The sequence below is a fragment of the Nocardiopsis gilva YIM 90087 genome (assembly GCF_002263495.1).
Lineage (GTDB): Bacteria > Actinomycetota > Actinomycetes > Streptosporangiales > Streptosporangiaceae > Nocardiopsis_C > Nocardiopsis_C gilva.
The window spans coordinates 3,966,840-3,983,306 of the sequence record NZ_CP022753.1; the positions used below are offsets into that span (position 1 = coordinate 3,966,840).

12 protein-coding genes are annotated in these 16,467 nt (G+C 70.9%); 7 read left to right on the forward strand and 5 right to left on the reverse strand.

Annotation, left to right across the window (positions count from 1 at the left end):
- Positions 1 to 172: 172 nt before the first annotated feature.
- Complete coding sequence (locus CDO52_RS17985) at positions 173 to 982, forward strand: DeoR/GlpR family DNA-binding transcription regulator (RefSeq protein ID WP_017618249.1); 810 nt, start codon at positions 173 to 175, stop codon at positions 980 to 982.
- Between the two features lie 106 nt (positions 983 to 1,088).
- On the opposite strand, the gene CDO52_RS17990 is transcribed toward CDO52_RS17985, so the two are convergent.
- On the reverse strand, positions 1,089 to 2,975 hold the full coding sequence (locus CDO52_RS17990; RefSeq protein ID WP_017618248.1) for an ABC transporter ATP-binding protein: 1,887 nt from the start codon (positions 2,973 to 2,975) through the stop codon (positions 1,089 to 1,091).
- Between the two features lie 309 nt (positions 2,976 to 3,284).
- Here CDO52_RS17990 and CDO52_RS17995 point away from each other — a divergent pair, with 309 nt between their 5' ends.
- From CDO52_RS17995 to CDO52_RS18010, 4 genes are all read left to right on the forward strand, one after another.
- Entirely contained in the window at positions 3,285 to 4,487 is a 1,203-nt protein-coding gene (locus CDO52_RS17995) for a thiolase family protein (protein WP_026125715.1), read from the forward strand.
- The gene (locus tag CDO52_RS18000; RefSeq protein WP_017618246.1) at positions 4,484 to 6,580 is read left to right on the forward strand and encodes a 3-hydroxyacyl-CoA dehydrogenase NAD-binding domain-containing protein; all 2,097 of its coding nucleotides are present in this window, start codon (positions 4,484 to 4,486) and stop codon (positions 6,578 to 6,580) included. The genes CDO52_RS17995 and CDO52_RS18000 overlap by 4 nt, the downstream gene beginning before the upstream one ends.
- 125 nt (positions 6,581 to 6,705) lie before the next feature.
- Positions 6,706 to 7,272, forward strand: coding sequence for an STM3941 family protein (locus CDO52_RS18005; protein WP_017618245.1), 567 nt, complete (start codon positions 6,706 to 6,708; stop codon positions 7,270 to 7,272).
- Positions 7,273 to 7,432: 160 nt separating this feature from the next.
- Positions 7,433 to 8,476, forward strand: a complete 1,044-nt coding sequence (locus tag CDO52_RS18010) for a LacI family DNA-binding transcriptional regulator (RefSeq protein ID WP_094932553.1) — start codon at positions 7,433 to 7,435, stop codon at positions 8,474 to 8,476.
- 32 nt (positions 8,477 to 8,508) lie between these two features.
- Here CDO52_RS18010 and CDO52_RS18015 read toward each other — a convergent pair whose 3' ends face one another.
- Positions 8,509 to 9,501, reverse strand: coding sequence for an ArsR/SmtB family transcription factor (locus CDO52_RS18015; RefSeq protein ID WP_094932554.1), 993 nt, complete (start codon positions 9,499 to 9,501; stop codon positions 8,509 to 8,511).
- Between the two features lie 152 nt (positions 9,502 to 9,653).
- Here CDO52_RS18015 and CDO52_RS18020 point away from each other — a divergent pair, with 152 nt between their 5' ends.
- Positions 9,654 to 11,198 (forward strand): AfsR/SARP family transcriptional regulator, encoded by a 1,545-nt coding sequence (locus CDO52_RS18020; RefSeq protein WP_017618242.1) that lies wholly within the window; start codon positions 9,654 to 9,656, stop codon positions 11,196 to 11,198.
- A gap of 343 nt (positions 11,199 to 11,541) precedes the next feature.
- Here CDO52_RS18020 and CDO52_RS18025 read toward each other — a convergent pair whose 3' ends face one another.
- The 3 genes from CDO52_RS18025 to CDO52_RS18035 all read right to left on the reverse strand — a co-directional run bounded on the left by CDO52_RS18025 (position 11,542) and on the right by CDO52_RS18035 (position 14,788).
- Positions 11,542 to 11,943: a peptidase inhibitor family I36 protein gene (locus CDO52_RS18025; protein ID WP_094932851.1), complete on the reverse strand. Its 402-nt coding sequence runs from the start codon at positions 11,941 to 11,943 to the stop codon at positions 11,542 to 11,544.
- A gap of 116 nt (positions 11,944 to 12,059) precedes the next feature.
- A complete protein-coding gene (locus CDO52_RS18030) occupies positions 12,060 to 12,488 on the reverse strand; it encodes a peptidase inhibitor family I36 protein (RefSeq protein WP_017618240.1) in 429 nt (142 codons plus the stop codon).
- Positions 12,489 to 12,559: 71 nt separating this feature from the next.
- Positions 12,560 to 14,788: an MMPL family transporter gene (locus CDO52_RS18035; RefSeq protein WP_017618239.1), complete on the reverse strand. Its 2,229-nt coding sequence runs from the start codon at positions 14,786 to 14,788 to the stop codon at positions 12,560 to 12,562.
- 166 nt (positions 14,789 to 14,954) lie between these two features.
- On the opposite strand from CDO52_RS18035, the gene CDO52_RS18040 reads away from it, so the two are divergent.
- Entirely contained in the window at positions 14,955 to 15,698 is a 744-nt protein-coding gene (locus CDO52_RS18040) for a TetR/AcrR family transcriptional regulator (protein WP_017618238.1), read from the forward strand.
- The last annotated feature ends 769 nt before the right edge of the window (positions 15,699 to 16,467 follow it).

Here is a 16,467-nt window from a genome sequence, read left to right on the forward strand (position 1 = left end):
GGCAGAGTGTTATGGGCCACAAGACTTTTCCACGGACGCATCACACATCCGTGGGCGTCGAATGTGACTCTCGTGATCTCCTCCCTCTTCATAGCGGGAGTCTGGCGCGTTTCCCTGTTGTTAAATATTGTTAGATCTCACACAGCATCGCAGCCGCGAGGAAAAGGGGCCCATGCCGCACCGACCATCGACCGACCGGGACACCGCGGCGCGGGGAGCCGACCGGCACGCCCGGCAGCTGGGTATCCGCCAACGGGTCGCCGACGCCGGGTTCGCGCGCGTGGAGGCGCTGGCCGAGGAGTTCGACGTCAGCCCGATGACGATCCACCGCGATCTCGACGCCCTGCAGTCGCAAGGTTGGCTGCGCAAGGTCCGCGGCGGTGCCACGACCCAGACCTCGGCGGTGTTCCACGGAGACCTCGAAGAGCGCACGGCCGCGATGCCCGAGGTGAAGAACCGGCTCAGCGCCGCCGCGCTCAAGCTCGTCTCCCCCGGGCACTCGGTGATGCTGGACGAGAGCACCACGGCCCTGTACGTGGCCAGGCGGCTGCCGCAGCGCGCGCCGCTGACCGTCATCACCAACTTCCTGACCGCCCTCAAGGCGCTCGCCGGGGTACCCGGAATCGACGTGGTGGCGCTGGGCGGCGCCTACTATCCCGCCTACGACGCCTTCCTGGGACTGCACACCGCCGACGCCGTGGGCTCGTTCCGGGCCGACGTGCTGTTCATGTCGACCACCGCCATCACCCACGGCACCTGCTACCACCAGTCCCAGGAGACCGTGCACGTCAAGCGGGCGCTGATGGAGGCGGCGGAACGCCGGGTGCTGCTGGTCGACCACAGCAAGTTCACCCGACAGGGGCTCTACGCCCTGGCGCCGCTGACCCGCTTCGACCTGGTCATCGTGGACGACGGACTCCCCCGCGACGAGCTGCGCCGCATTCGCGACGCGGGGGTCGAGGTGCAGGTGGTGCCGTGCTGACCACCGACGTTTCACCGCCGTCGGCGCAGTCCCTCCGCTGATCTCGGGGATATCGGGGCCAAAATCGCCCGTGAGACCCCACTATCCCCGAGATCAACGCGAGCGGTCAGGAGGCGGTGAGCAGCTGAGAAGCGGCCAGGTCCCGGTAGAGGTCGTCGGAGTCGACCAGCTCCGCGTGGGTGCCCACCGCGCGGACTATCCCGGCGTCGAGCACAACGATGCGGTCGGCGCTGGTCACCGTGGACAGCCGGTGCGCGACGACCATGACGTTGGTGTCGCGCGCGGCGTCCAGCATGACCTCCTTGAGCGCTGCCTCGTTGGCGGCGTCCAGCTGCGATGTGGCCTCGTCCAGCAGGAGCAGGCGCGGGCGGCGCAGCAGTGCCCGCGCGATGGCCACGCGTTGGCGCTCGCCGCCGGAGAGGGTGGTGCCCCGGTGCCCGACGGCACTGTCGATGCCGTCGGGCAGGCGGCCGACCAGCTCCGACAGGCGCGCCCGCCGCACAACCTCGGCGATCTCGTCCGCGGTGGCGTCGGGGGCCGCCAGCACCAGGTTCTCCTGCAGTGTCCCGTCCAGCACCGGCGCGTCCTGCTCCACGTACCCGATGGCGCCGCGCAGCCCGGCCAGCGGCCAGTCGCGCACGTCCACGCCGTCGACGGCGACGGTGCCGCCCGTGGCGTCGTAGAACCGCTCCAGCAGCGAGAAGACGGTGGTCTTGCCCGCCCCGGAGGGGCCGACCAGGGCGGTGAGCCCGGCTCCGGCCGCCTCGAACGTGACGCCGTGGTGGACCAGCGGCAGGCCGTCGGCGTAGCGGAAGAGCACATCGGTGAGGGCGACCCGGGCGGGCCGCCGTGTCCCGGGGACCGGCGAGCGGGGGAATCCGTTGTGCGCGGTGTCGGTGTCGCTCCTCCCGGGGTCGGCGATGGCGTCGCTCGCGTCCGCGTCTTCCGCCGGTTCCGGGCGGTGGGCGTCGGTGTCCTCCCGCTCCAGGTTGCCGACCTCGTCGATGCGCCGGACGGCGGCCAACCCGCTCTGCAGTTCGGTGGCGGCGTTCACCAGCGTGCTGATCGGCTCCATGAGGTAGAAGAGCAGCAGCAGGAAGGCGATGAGCGAGGAGACCTCCAGCGAGCCGGAGGCGACCCGGGCGCCGCCTACCCCCAGCACCGCCAGGAACGCGATGTTGGTCGACAGCCAGGCCGTCACACCGGCGACCGCGCTCCAGCCGGCCTCGGCCACGCCCTTGCGCCAGGCGCGCTGCGCCGCCGCGTCGAGATGACGGATCTCGGCGGTCTCGGCCGAGGACGCCTTTATGGTGCGGAACGCCCCGAAGATCCGCTCCAGCTTGGATCCCATCTCGCCGAGTGCTGCCTGCGAGGCCTCGGTGGCCCGGCCGATCCGGGGCAGGACCACGACCATGGTGACAGCGGCGAGGACGATCACCACGGCCGTCACCCCGAACAGCACCGGGTCCATCCAGGCCATGAGGACGATCCCCGCCACCAGGAGCACCGAGCTGGTGAAGGCGTTGCTGATGCCACTGGTGGCGACGGTGCGCAGCAGTGTGGTGTCGGCGGTGAGCCGGGAGACGAGGTCGCCGGGCTTGAGCCGGTCCACCTCGGCGACGCGGAGCCGGATGAGCCGGGAGACGAGTTGTTGGCGGACCGCCAGCACGACACTCTGCCCGGTGCGCTCCAGCACGAACGTCCCCATCGCGCTGATGACCGCGCCGCCGATGACAGCAGCGGTGAGGAGGAGCAGGGGCCGGGCGAGCGACTCCCCCGCACCCAGCGCGTCGATGACGACCTTGGCGACGAGCGGCTGGACGAGGCCGGTCAGGCCGCCGAGGAAGGTCAGCAGGCCCCCGGCGAGCAGGACCTTCCAGTGCGGCCGCGCGTACTCCCAGATGCGGCGCGGCGATGCCTTGGGGGCCTCGCGCAACTCCTCCGCGTGCGGGCCCCGCTGTCGCCGCTCCGACACGACCATCTCGTCCCCCATTCGTTCTCGTCCACGGACAGCGAGCACTCATCCTTGGGCGAAGGACGAGCCGACATCAACCGGATTTCCGGATGGCACCGGCATTGCTCACGAAGGCAGCATGCCCCCTTCCGCTTACAGACGGCTGACACCGTCGCCACGCCCACGCACACGGCCCGCGCCACCTCCTCCGATGGCGCGCTCGGGCCAATTGGCGGCAATATTCCAAACTCGATTCGGTTTGCGGACCCCCGCGGCTCGCGCCACTAGTTACTCGCGAGTAGCATGAGGGGCACAAGTCACCCACCTGCTTGAGAAGGAGGGGCAATCGTGCCGCGAACTGCCCGCGATGTCGTGTTTGTCGACGGGGCTCGGACTCCGTTCGGCAAGGCCGGCAAGGGCCTCTATGCTGAGACGCGCGCCGATGACCTCGTGGTCCGGGTCATCCGAGAGCTGCTGCGCCGCAACCCCGGTCTGCCGCCGGAGCGCATCGACGAGGTCGCCATCGCCGCCACCACCCAGATCGGCGACCAGGGGCTGACGATCGGCCGCAGCGCCGCCCTCCTGGCCGGGCTGCCCCGCAGCGTCCCCGGCTACGCCATCGACCGCATGTGCGCCGGTGCGATGACCGCCGTCACCACCACCGGTGCCGGCATCTCGTTCGGCGCCTACGACATCGCCATCGCCGGCGGTGTCGAGCACATGGGCCGCCACCCCATGGGTGAGGGCGTCGACCCCAACCCGCGCTTCCTCTCCGAGAAGCTGGTCGACCCCTCCGCCCTGGTCATGGGCAACACGGCGGAGAACCTGCACGACCGCTACCCGTCCATCACCAAGGAGCGCTCCGACGCCTACGCGGTGCGCAGCCAGGAGAAGGTCGCCAAGGCCTACGCCGACGGCAAGATCCAGCAGGACCTGGTCGAGGTGCTGGTCCGCTCCGCCGAGCAGGGCTACGGCCTGGCCACCGACGACGAGCCGCCGCGGCCCGGCACCACCCTGGAGAGCCTCGCGGGGCTCAAGACGCCGTTCCGTCCGCACGGCAACGTGACCCCGGGCAACGCCGCGGGTCTGAACGACGGCGCCACCGGTGCCGTGATCGCCGCCGAGGACGTCGCCACCGAACTGGGCCTGGACGCCAAGATGCGCCTGGTCGACTTCTCGTTCGCCGGTGTCGAGCCGGAGGTCATGGGTGTCGGCCCGGTCCCGGCCACCGAGAAGCTGCTCGCCCGCCAGGGCCTGAGCATGGACGACATCGGCCTCATCGAGATCAACGAGGCGTTCGCCGTCCAGGTGCTGGCCTTCCTGGAACACTTCGGCCTCGCCGACGACGACGCCCGCGTCAACCCGTGGGGCGGCGCCATCGCCCTGGGCCACCCGCTCGCCTCCTCGGGCGTACGGCTGATGCTCCAGCTCTCCCGGCTCTTCGCCGAGCGGACCGACGTCCGCTACGGCCTCACCACGATGTGTGTGGGCATGGGCATGGGCGGAACCGTGCTCTGGGAGAACACGAACTGGGAAGGGAACGCCAAGTGAGCACCCCGATCGAACAAGCACGGGAGCTGTTCAGCGACGAGGTCGTCACCAAGGCCTTCGCGCGCGACATCGAACTCCCCTACGGCGCGGGCAAAGCCGTCCTGATCACCCTGGACAACGGCCACGACCACACCAAGCCGAACACCTTCGGCCCCGGCGGGCTGCTGGAGCTGGACGCCGCCATCGAGGCCGCCAAGGCCCGCACCGACATCGTCGCGGTGGCCGTCACCGGCAAGCCGTTCATCTTCGCCGTCGGCGCCGACCTCACCGGTGTGCCCAAGGTCGAGAACCACGAGCAGGCCCACGCCATCGGCAAGCTCGGCCACGACGTGTTCCGCAAGCTCGGTGAACTCGACGTGCCGACGTTCGCGCTGATCAACGGCGCGGCCATGGGCGGCGGCGTCGAGGTGGCGCTGCACTGCACCTACCGCACCGTCTCCGCCGGTGTCCCGGCGTTCGCGCTGCCCGAGACCTTCCTCGGCCTCGTGCCCGGCTGGGGCGGCACCTACCTGCTCCCCAACCTCATCGGTGCGGAGAAGGCCCTCAAGATCATCATCGACAACCCGATGAACCAGAACAAGATGATCAAGGGCCCGCAGGTGCACGAGATGGGGATCGCCGACGCGATCTTCGAACCGGCCGACTTCGTCGAGGAGTCGCTGCGCTGGGCGGCCAAGGTCATCAAGGGCGACGTCACCGTCGAGCGCCCCGAGGTGGACAAGGGCGAGGCCTGGGACCAGGCGATCAACAACGCCCGCTTCATGGTGGAGGGCAAGCTGCACGGGGCCGCCCCGGCGCCGGTGCGCGCGCTGGACCTGGTCGCCGCGGCCAAGGACCGCACGCGCGACGAGGGCTTCGCCGCCGAAGACGACGCGCTCGCCGACCTCATGATGAGCGACACGCTCAAGTCCGGGCTGTACGCCTTCGACCTGGTGCAGAAGCGCGCCAAGCGCCCCGCCGGAGCCCCGGACAAGCAGCTGGCGCGCAAGGTCACCAAGGTCGGCGTGGTGGGCGCGGGCCTCATGGCCGGGCAGCTCGCCCTGCTGTTCGCGCGCCGCCTCGGCGTGCCGGTGGTCATGACCGACCTCGACCAGGAGCGCCTGGACAAGGGCGTCGACTACGTGCACGGCGAGGTCGACAAGCTGCTGGCCAAGGGCCGCGTGAACGCGGACAAGGCCTCCCGGCTCAAGAGCCTGGTCACCGGTTCGCTGACCAAGGACGCCTTCTCCGACGCCGACTTCGTCATCGAGGCCGTCTTCGAGAAGATGGAGGTGAAGCAGCAGGTCTTCGCCGAGGTCGAGGCGGTCGTCCCGGCCGAGACCGTGCTGGCGACCAACACCTCCTCGCTGTCCATCACCGAGATGGCCAGCAAGCTCAAGCACCCCGAGCGCGTGGTGGGCTTCCACTTCTTCAACCCCGTCGCCGTTCTCCCGCTGCTGGAGATCATCCGGGGCGAGAAGACCGACGACGCCACGCTGGCCACGGCCTTCGCCACCGCCAAGACACTGAAGAAGTCGGCGGTGCTGTGCAAGGACGCCCCGGCGTTCGTGGTGAACCGGCTGCTCACCCTGTTCATGGGCGAGGTGCTGGCCGCCGTCGAGGAGGGCACCGAGCCCGAGGTCGCCGACCGCGCTGTCGCTCCGCTGGGCCTGCCGATGTCACCGCTGCTCCTGCTGCAGCTGGTCGGTCCGGCCGTGGCGCTGCACGTCTCCGAGACGCTGAACGCCGCCTTCCCGGAGCGCTTCGGCGTCTCCGAGCAGCTGCGCACCCTGGTGGGCGCGGGCAAGACGGCCATCTACGGCCCGGACTTCGCCATCGACCCCGAGGTCAAGAAGCTGTTCACCGGCGGCGGCAGCCCCTCCTCCGAGGAGCAGATCCTGGACCGCGCCATCAGTGCGCTGGCCCGCGAGATCAAGATCATGCTGGACGAGGGCGTGGTCGCCAAGCCGGCCGACATCGACCTGTGCCTGATCACCGGCGCCGGGTGGCCGTTCCACCTGGGCGGCATCACGCCGTACCTGGACCGGTCGGGTGTGTCGGAGAAGGTCAACGGCGAGCAGTTCCACCCGGACGGCCTCTCCGCTCTGTCCTAAACCTGGGGCGCATCGCGCTCCTGGAATCCCGACAGAGCGCGGCAAGTCCTCGAATATCAGTCGGAATCCCACAACGGCCCTCGAACCTTCCGGTCCGAGGGCCGTTGCCGTTCTATCCTTGGGAGATGACCGGTCCAACGGATCAGTTCACCGTCCGTGACACGTTCCGCGTTACGTGGGACGGAGCCGGGCTGGCGGCGGGATGCCTGATCTTCGCCGGGATGGGGGCCGCCCTGGTGGCGCGCGGCGGTATGGCCGATATCGTCATCGGCCTGCTGGCCGTGGTGATGTTCGGCGGCGGCGGGCTGCTGGCGGCCTCCCGTGTGCTGTCCCGGCGGCCGACGCTGGCCCTGGACTCCGAGGGCGTGCGCGTCGTCGCGCGCTGGCCGCGCTCGTCGTCCGATGACCTGTGGCTGGCCTGGGACGACATCGCGCTCATCCGGGTGTGCTCCCAGGACATCCCCTACCAGCGCGGCGCGGTCCGCCAGTGGTATCTCGTCTTCGTTCCGCACGCTGAGGCCGACCAGCCGTTCCACCCGCCAGCGCCATGGGAGCCCAACCGCGCCGTGCGCGTCCGCCGCACCTGGAACCACACCGTGGACGAGGTGGTGGCCGCGGCCCGCCGACACCGTCCGGGGCTGGCGTTCGACGACCGCCGCCCGCCGGGCATGTGCCGGGAGCGCATCGACTGACGGCTCGGCGGACAGCGTGGCCGACGCCCCGCGAACCGCGCACGATCCCGGGCCCCTCCCCTGCGCCAATCGACCAAGAGTGTCGCGATGGTTGCTCTACGATTGGGAAAACTCGTGAAAAGCCTGGCCAGGCCGACAGAATGGGGAGCGGGAGGACGCCTTGGGTGGCGGATACGTGACTCTGGAACAGGTCGCCCAGCACGCCGGAGTATCGCTCGCCACCGCGTCACGGGTGCTCAACGGCAGCACCCGGCAGGTCGGCCGGAAGCTGGCCGAACGGGTCAGCGCCAGCGCCAAGGAGCTCGGCTACCTCGCCAACCCCTCAGCGCAGACCCTGGCGCGCAACACCAGCTGCCTGGTGGGACTGGTCGTGCACGACATCGCCGACCCCTACTCCTCCAGCATCGCGGCAGGGGTCGCCCGGGTGGCCGAGGGTGAGGGTCTCGTCGTCGTCCTGGGCACCACCGGACGCGTACCCGCGCGCGAGGTCACCCTCATGTCCACGCTGCGCGCCCACCGCGCCCGCGCGGCGGTGCTGATCGGCAGCCGCACGACCGACCCGGCTGATCTCGTCCGGCTGGGCGAGGAGATCAGCGCGCTGGTCAAGCAGGGCGGCAGTGTGGCCTCTGTGACCCAGGAGGGGCTGCCCGCGCACACCGTGGTCCCCGACAACCGGGGCGGCGCCGCCGACCTGGCCCGTCACCTCATCGCCCAGGGCCACCGCCGCTTCGCCGTCCTGGCGGGGCCGACGGAGCTGCGCACCGCACTCGACCGCCTGGACGGCTTCCGCTCGGCTCTCGCCGGCGCGGGTATCGCGCTGGCCCCCAGCAACGTGGTGCACGGGGGGTTCACCCGCGATGGCGGGTATGAGTCCGCCCGGCGGCTGCTCGCGGCCAGGACCGACGCGACCTGCCTCTTCGCCGTCAACGACGTGATGGCGACCGGCGCCATGGCCGCTGTCCGCGACACGGGACTGCGGGTACCCGCGGACCTGTCCGTCGCCGGGTTCGACGACATCCCCGCGCTGCGCGACCTCACCCCCGGCCTCACGACGGTGCGCCTTCCTCTGGAATGGATGGGGCGGGAGGCAGCGTGCCTGGCACTGCGTGAAGACGGGGACACCGACGAGCCGACCACCGTCCCGGTCGCCGGCACGGTCGTGGAACGGGAGAGTACGGCCCCGCCGGGGCGGCCCGGGGGCTGATGCGGCGCCCGGGATGCGTCCGCGGCGACGGCTCAGCTCTGGCGCAGGAGGGTCAGTCCGAGCATGGTCGCGGTGTGCAGCACGTGGCGGCCCTCGGAGCGGCTGGAGATCAACGCAGCGTCGCGCAGGACGGCGGCGTGCTTGCTGACCGTCGCGGGTGAGACCCCGGCGGCGCGGGCGAGGTCGGTGGTGGTGGCGGACCGTTCGGCGAGGAGTTCGAGGATCCAGGCGCGCGTGGGGCCGACCAGCGCGGCGAGGGCGCGGGCGGCGCTGTCCTGGTCGTCGGGGGTGTCCCACCCGGGTTCGGGGCCGACGGGGTAGACGATCACCGGCGGCAGGCCGGGGTCGGCGAAGCTCACCGGGTGGCGCCAGCAGAAGAAGGAGGGGACCAGGCGCAGACCGCGCCCGTCGAGGTGGAGGTCCTGGTCGACGGGGTAGTTCATCTCCAGGACCGGGGTTTGCCAGCGTGCGAACGGGGCCAGTGAGTCCAGCAGCGCCTCGCCGCCGCCGTGCATGAGCGCGCGGGTGCGGGTGGCGAGGTCGGCCCGGACCGTGGACTGGATGGCCTGCCAGTGCGGTTCGATCGCGCTGCGGTAGTAGTGGCGCAGCGCGTCGCCCACCACGCGCAGGAACGGCTGGTCGCCGCGGGCCAGCGCACCGAACCAGGGCTGGGGCCGGCTGGTGGACGCCAGCAGGTCCATCTCGTCCCGCAACCGGGCGATCGGTGTGCCCAGGACGGCCTCGACGCCGGATTCCAGGTCCCTGTGCCCGTCGGCGGGGGTGAGGAAGTCCGGGAAGTAGGACGCGCACGGCGACAGCGCGGTCAGCATGCGCCAGGCCCAGCGCGTGGTGCCGTCGCCGTCCAAGTACCGGGTGCTGCCGCGCCGCCATTCCCCGAACACCAGCCTGCCCTGGGTGTTCTGGAGTAGGTGCAGGCTGTTGACGATCTCCCACATCGGATCCGGAGCGTCGGCCATCCGGATACGCAGCAGGTCGTCCGGGGTGAAGTGGATCCGCAGTCTCATGTCCCTCCGACGCCACCGGGGATGCGTCCGGCAACGTCCGCTGTGTCCCATTTCGGCCACACGTTGTCGCGACAGGGAAAACGTCCCCCGCCCGCGCCGCCGATGCAGAAGCGTAAGCCATCGATCATCCGGGTGCAGAAAGGTACAGAACGGTGGACTTCGGGATTCTGGGGACGCTGGAGGCCAGGGCCGAGGGGCGTCGGCTGTCGATCGGCGGGCGACGCGCACAGCTGGCCATGGCGGCGCTGCTGCTGCGCCCCGGCCGTGTCGTGCCGGTCGACCAGCTGATGGCGGTGCTGTGGGAGGACTGGCCGCCCGCCTCAGCCCGAACTCAGGTGTCCATCGTCATGTCCGGACTGCGGCGGACGTTCCGCGCTGCGGGGAGTGAGAGCGAGATCATCGAGACTCGGGACGCCGGATACCGGCTGCGGTCCGAGCGAGTGCGCATCGACACACTGACCGCAGAACGGCGCGTGACCGAGGCGCGCCGTGCCATGCGGGAGGGACGGACGGTTGAGGCGGCGCGCGGCCTGCGCGCGGCGCTCGCACTGTGGCGGGGACCCGTTCTGGGCGGGCTGGACGTCCCGGGGTTCGCGGCGCCCATCCGCCGCTGGGAGGAGCTGCGCTGGCGGATGGCCGAGGAACTCGCCGAGGCCGAACTGGCCCTCGGCCACCACCATGAGCAGATCGGAGACCTGACCTCGCTCGTGGCCGAGGCCCCCTACAACGAGCGTGTGCGGGCCCTGCTGATGACGGCGCTGGCACGCGCGGGACGCCAGGCCGACGCCCTCGCCGTCTACCGGGACGGGCGGCGCGTTCTCGACGAGGAGCTGGGGCTGGAGCCCGGACGGGCGCTGCGGGAGCTGCACGCGGCCATCCTGCGGGACGATCCCGCCGTGGGTGGACCGGACGGCCCGGCACGGCCCGCCCCCGGTATCCGGCCCGCTCAACTGCCGCAGGCGGTGGCCTCCTTCACCGGCCGACGGGCAGAGATGGACGCCCTCGACTCACTGCCGCCGGACCGGGATCGGGGGAGCGACCGCCACCTGGCCATCTGCGCCATCACCGGAGTGGCAGGGGTGGGCAAGACCGGGCTGGCACTGCACTGGGCGCACCGGGCCGCCACGCAGTTCCCCGACGGCCAGCTCTACGCGGACCTGCGAGGCTCGCGGGGTGAGGCTGGGGGTGACGGGCCGGCGTCAGCAAACGTCGTACTCCAGCGGTTCCTGCGCGCGCTGGGCGTAGCCACGGCGGACATCCCCGACGATCCGGAGGAGCAGGCCGCGATGTACCGCAGCCTCCTGCAGGGGCGGCGCATGCTGGTGGTCCTCGACGACGCCGATTCGGCCGCCCAAGTGCGCCCACTGCTGCCGGGCTCGCATGCGTGCTGCGTCGTCGTCACCTCCCGTGCACCTCTGGAGGAGCTGATCGCCCACGCGGGCGCCCGGCCGCTCCCCCTGGCCCCACTAAGCCGCGACGCCGCCTCGGAACTGCTGCGCCGGGTGGCGGGAGACGCCCTGGCATCCGCCTCCCCGGCCGAGATCGACCACCTCGCCGAGCACTGCGGCCGCCTCCCCCTCGCCCTGCGCACCGCGGCGGCGCGGCTGGCGGCCAGGCCGCGCCCCGCCGGCGACGGGCTCCCGGCCCCTCGGCATGAGGCGTCGGTGGAGGCACTGGAGGCGTGCGGATGCGGATGACGACCCGCCGTCGCGGACGCTGAGCCCCGCGGCGGCACGGGTGCCCCGGTGCGGACGAGTCGACGCCGCACGACCCCGACGGCCCACCGGCGTCGATCCCGGTGTCCCGAACCCTGCCGGCGGGCGGTCGCGTGCCGAGCGAAAGAGGTGCGACCGCCCGCCGGGGCCTCACGCGGCGGCCCGACCGCGCCACGGTTGCGGCTTACCCGCGCGGTCGGGCACTCGCCGCCCCGGAAGCGGTCGGCCCCCACGCGTGCGGCCCGCTGTCTTCCGGGCCGCACGCCCCGCCGACACGCCTCCGGTGCTCCGGGCGCCGAGCGCCACCGGGCAGGTGCGGGTGCGGCTAGTTCACCCACTTGTGGGATCGCATCGGCGCCCCCTCCCACAGGGTCCTCTTCGCACCCGGCGAGATCTTCTTCCCCAGCTTCGTCTTGTAGTTCGTGTCGATGTACACCTGGACGTGGTCGAGGTTGCCCTTGTACCCGTTGTTCCAGTACGACGACACGAGGAAGTGGGGGTTGCACTGGACGGCCCCGCCCCACCAGTCGGGGTCGTTGCCGTTCCAGGCGCACCTGGTGCCGGTCCCGTTCTTACCGCTCCATACGCAGAAGTCGCCCTTGGCACACGAGCCGTGCCACCCCGCGATCGCGGGAGCGACCGGGGCGGCCGCGGCGGTGCTCGGCACGCCGATCACGGCCGCGGCCGCTGCCGCCAGCGCTCCCAGGGCGATACGCGTCCTCTTCATCTGCTCCAACTCCAAAGTCCTCAGTCGCGCTCGGTCGCATCGATGGCAGAGGACGGCCCGCGGCATGGCGCATGGACCCGGAACCGTCCTCCCGCTCCGGAATCAGCCGCGCCGCGTCACTTCCACTGGTGGGAACGCATCGTCGTGGGCTTGATGTTGTGCCCACTCGACGACGGCGGAAGGGGGTCGTAGATGCCCTGCCGGTAGTTGGCTTTCTGGTAGAACCAGACCGTGTCGTACTTGCCCTGGTAGCCGTTGTTCCAGACGGACTGGACCTTGAAGCCGTGCGGCCGACACTGGACGGCGCCGCCCTGCCAGTCCGGGTCGTTGCCGTTCCAGGCGCACCTGGTGCCGGTCCCGTTCCGGCCGCTCCACACGCAGACGTCGCCCTTGGCGCACTTCCCCTGCCACGCGGACGCCGCGGCCGCCTGCAGCCGCATACCGGTGTCCTGCGTGCCGACCTCAGCCATGGCGGCAGCGGGGACGCCGAAGGTGGCGAGTCCCGCGACCGCCAGGACGCTCAGAAACCTGCGCGCCGTTCTCATGCCCTGTCTCCGTTCCTCTGATCCCACGAATCGCTCTGTGAAAGCGAGAGGAACGCTACGGGCCTGATTTATCAGCGCCTTATCGTCCGGTTATCGGCACTGTCGGCCCGCGATACGACCGGTGCGGTCTGGGGGCGCGGATCCGACTCCTCCCCCTCGCTGATTCCGATGCGGTCGTGCAGCCACCGCAGCGGGCGCGGGAGCCACCAGTTGGCGCGGCCGAGCAGGCGCATCCCGGCGGGGACCAGCAGGGCGCGCACGAGAGTCGCGTCGACGATCACCGCGACAGCGAGGCCGATGCCGATGATCTTGAGGGACAGCAGGGCCGAGGACCCCATCGCGACCATGACCACGACGAGCAGCATGGCCGCGCTGGTGATGATCCCGCCGGTGCGCTGCAGGCCGACGGCGACCGAGTGGGTGTTGTCCCCGGTGCGCAGGTACTCCTCGCGGACCCGGCTGAGCAGGAACAGCTCGTAGTCCATCGCCAGTCCGAAGGCCACGATGAGGATGAGGACGAGGTAGGTGGGGTCGATGGTGCCCACGGCGTCGAAGCCGAGCAGCCCGGCCAGGTGGCCGTCCTGGAAGCCCCAGATGACCACGCCCAGCGACGCGCCCAGGGACAGGAAGCCCATCACGATGGCCTTGATCGGCAGCACCACCGACCCGAAGGCTAGGAAGAGCAGCACGATGGTGATCGCCATGACGAAGACCAGCGTCCACGGCACCGCGTTGACGATCGCGTCGATGTTGTCGTTCTGGACCGCTGCCGCCCCGCCCACCAGGACCTGGTCGGCGCCCTCCGGCGGGGTTTCGGCGCGCACGTCGTCCACCAGGTCCGCGGTCTCCGGATCGTCGGTCTCGCCCTTGTAGGCGACGGTCACGTGGGCGGCGTCGTCGTCGGTACGGGACACCTCGGCGTTGACGGCGCCGGGGAGGTCATTGAGGCGGTCGGCGTAGTCCTCCAGGCCCTTCTTGGCCATGTCGCCGGTGAGGACGACGTCGATCTGGCCGACGCCACCGGCGGGAAAATCGTTGCGCAGGGTGTCGGTGGCGATCCGGCTGTTGGAGTCCTCCGGCAGGTAGCGCTGGTCGGTGGAGCCGACGTGGGTGAAGACCAGCGCGGAGGCGAAGGCGAGCAGGACGCCGCCGACGGACGCCAGGTAGAGCGACGGCCTGCGCATGACGCTGTGCGCCAGGCGGGCCCAGGCACCGGTGCCGGTCGCGACGGGGGCGGCGGTGGCGGCGGCCCGGGGGCGGAACAGGCGCAGCTGGAGGGCGTCGATCCTGTGGCCGACGACCGCGAGGAGCGCGGGCAGCACCACGAGGGCCGCCAGCATGTCGAAGAGCACGACGGCGATGCCGCCCAGGCCGATCGACCTGAGGATCGGCTGCGGGAAGAAGAGCAGCCCGGCGAAAGCGATCATCACCGTGACTCCGGAGAACGCGACGGTGCGGCCCGCGGTGGCCAGGGTGCGGGCGATCGCCTCCCGGGTGTCGGCGCCGTCGCGGGCGGACTCCTCGCGGAAGCGGTTGACCATGAACAGGCCGTAGTCGATGGCCAGGCCGAGGCCGAGCAGGGTGGCGACGTTGACGGCGAAGACCGACACCTCGGTCAGGTAGGTGAGCGCGCGCAGCATGGTGAGGGAGCCGAGGATGGCCAGCCCGCCCACGGCCAGGGGCATCAGCGCGGCGACGACCCCGCCGAAGATGACCACGAGGAGGACGAGCAGCATGGGCAGCGAGATCATCTCGGCGGTGACGACGTCGCTCTCGGCCCGGTCGGAGATCTCCTTGCCCACGCCGAGATTGCCGCCGACGTAGGTGTCCAGGGGCCCGGCGTCGAGGTCGTCGGCGATGGCCTTGTAGGAGGCCATGCGGTCGTCCTTGGTCTCGCCCTTGAGGGTGATGGGCACATAGGTGGCCATCTTGTCCTCGGAGATGAGGGCGCCGCGCTCGCGGTCGGAGAGGCCCTTGTCCAGGTAGCTGGTGGCGGAGGCGACCTTGTCCTTGGGAAGTCCCTCGACCGTCTTGCGGACGTTGGCCACGAAGACCGGGTTGTCGACCTTGAGCTCGCTGCTGCTGTAGACGGCGATGACGTCGACGGCGTCGTGCCCGAACTCGTCCTCGAGGAGCTCGCCGGCCCGGGTGGACTCGGAGCCGGGGTCTTCGAACCCGCCGTGGCTGACCGCACTGAACAGGCCCGTCCCCCAGCTGAGGGCGAAGGCGATGAACAGCGCCGTGGCGGCGAGCACCCAGATCCGTCGTCGGTAGGTGAACCGCCCAAGGCCTGCGAACATGAATCGGTCCTCCGGCGTGACTGTTAACGTGAGATACGGAGCACGGTGAACGCTGTTTGCTTACAGTGTTCACTAGAACTTGCGTCATTCACCGATGTCAATGTGACCTATGACATCCCGACCCGCGCTGCCCGCAAGACCGAGCGCGGCCAGAAAGGCGACACCAGTGCACGTCGAGGAGGAGAAGCCGACAGCAACGGCGCTGTCACGGCGCGAACGGGTTCGGGAGGCCACAGCGCAGGAGATCAAGCAGATCGCGCGCCGCCACCTCGTCGAACAGGGGCCCCCGGGGGTATCGCTACGCGCCATCGCGCGCGAGATGGGCATGACCGCACCCGGCCTGTACCGGTACTTCAACAGTCTCGACGATCTGCTGTCCTCGCTGACAGCCGACTTCTTCACCGAGCTTACCGAGGCCGTCCAAGCGGCTGATCAGTCCCTGCCCGAAGACGACGTCGACGGCCGCATCCTCGCCTCCCTTCGGGCGTTCCGCACGTGGGCCCTGGCCAACCGCGCGGAGTTCGCCCTGATGTTCGGCCCGCCCGGGCCGCACCACCGCAGACACGAAGGCGGCGCGTTGGAGGCCGGGCAGCGCTTCGCCGCGATCTTCTTCGCCCTCTTCGACCGCCTGCTGCAGGAGCGGCGCTTCGAGGTGCCCGAGGACGCGGATCTGTCGCCCGTGCTGTGCCGCCAGTTGGAGGCCTTCGCCGAGCAGACCGGATTCACGACGGAGAACGTCTCCCTCGGCGCGCTGCGCGTGCTCACCTCCTGTTGGGTGCGGCTCTACGGCCTGGTGTGCATGGAGGTCTTCCAGCACCTGTCCTTCGTCATGGCCGACATGGAGCCGCTCTTCGAAGCCGAGCTGCCCGACATCCTGCGCACGGTGGGCGTCACCTACCGCGCCCCCTGACCTCCCCGCCCTCTCTTCGACCCGGCCCGCTCTGTCGGCTTCGACCGAAGCCGACAGAGCGGGCAGCCAGGATGGGCAGGCGTTCGACCTGGTCCGATCACCCGTTTCGCACCGATCACGACAACGGTCGACGGTTGCGGCGGAAACATCGGCCACTCCCGGCCAGGCGGGACGGGCCGCCGAACTACCGGCCCTGTCGCTTGTCCGAATAAGGTTGATCGTCACGCTTGCCCGCGCGCAGCAGAACAGAAGGATCAACCTAGTGGACACCTCCCCCGATGGTGAGCCCATGCCCGTGAGCGACGTCCCGCCCGAGTCCGCGGGCGCGTCCGGCCCAACGCCCGACACGGGTCGGCCCACCGACCCGCGGGACTCTCCGCGGGAACCTCCCGGCCACCCGCCGCAGGCCGCGGGCCCGCCCCCAGCCGAAGGGCCACCGACCGCCGCCCCGAGCGGACCGGGACCGCGGTCGCAACCGGCGCGTGAGCCCCAGGGCCCGACCCCCGTGAACGCGGCACCGCAGCGTCCCCCGATGCCCCCGCCCCACGGCCGGCAACCCCCGCCGCACCCCGGACCGGGACCGCGCCCCGCGTTCCCTCCTCCGCCTCCCCCACAGGCGCCGCGCCCGCCCTACGGCCCGCACGGGCAGCCGGGACAACCGGGTCCATCACACCAGCCGGGCCAGCCACACCCCTACGGTCGCCCCGGCCCCCAGGGCCCACAGGGCCCTTACGGGCCGTACGGCGCCCCCGTTCCCCAGGGCGTGCCC

Bases quoted from the DNA above. Each gene is read 5' to 3' on its own strand.
- CDO52_RS18035 (WP_017618239.1), bottom strand. From the start codon at position 14,788: ATGTTCGCAGGCCTTGGGCGGTTCACCTACCGACGACGGATCTGGGTG.
- CDO52_RS18030 (WP_017618240.1), bottom strand. From the start codon at position 12,488: ATGAGAACGGCGCGCAGGTTTCTGAGCGTCCTGGCGGTCGCGGGACTC.
- CDO52_RS18025 (WP_094932851.1), bottom strand. From the start codon at position 11,943: ATGAAGAGGACGCGTATCGCCCTGGGAGCGCTGGCGGCAGCGGCCGCG.
- CDO52_RS18015 (WP_094932554.1), bottom strand. From the start codon at position 9,501: ATGAGACTGCGGATCCACTTCACCCCGGACGACCTGCTGCGTATCCGG.
- CDO52_RS18005 (WP_017618245.1), top strand. From the start codon at position 6,706: ATGACCGGTCCAACGGATCAGTTCACCGTCCGTGACACGTTCCGCGTT.
- CDO52_RS17985 (WP_017618249.1), top strand. From the start codon at position 173: ATGCCGCACCGACCATCGACCGACCGGGACACCGCGGCGCGGGGAGCC.
- CDO52_RS17990 (WP_017618248.1), bottom strand. From the start codon at position 2,975: ATGGGGGACGAGATGGTCGTGTCGGAGCGGCGACAGCGGGGCCCGCAC.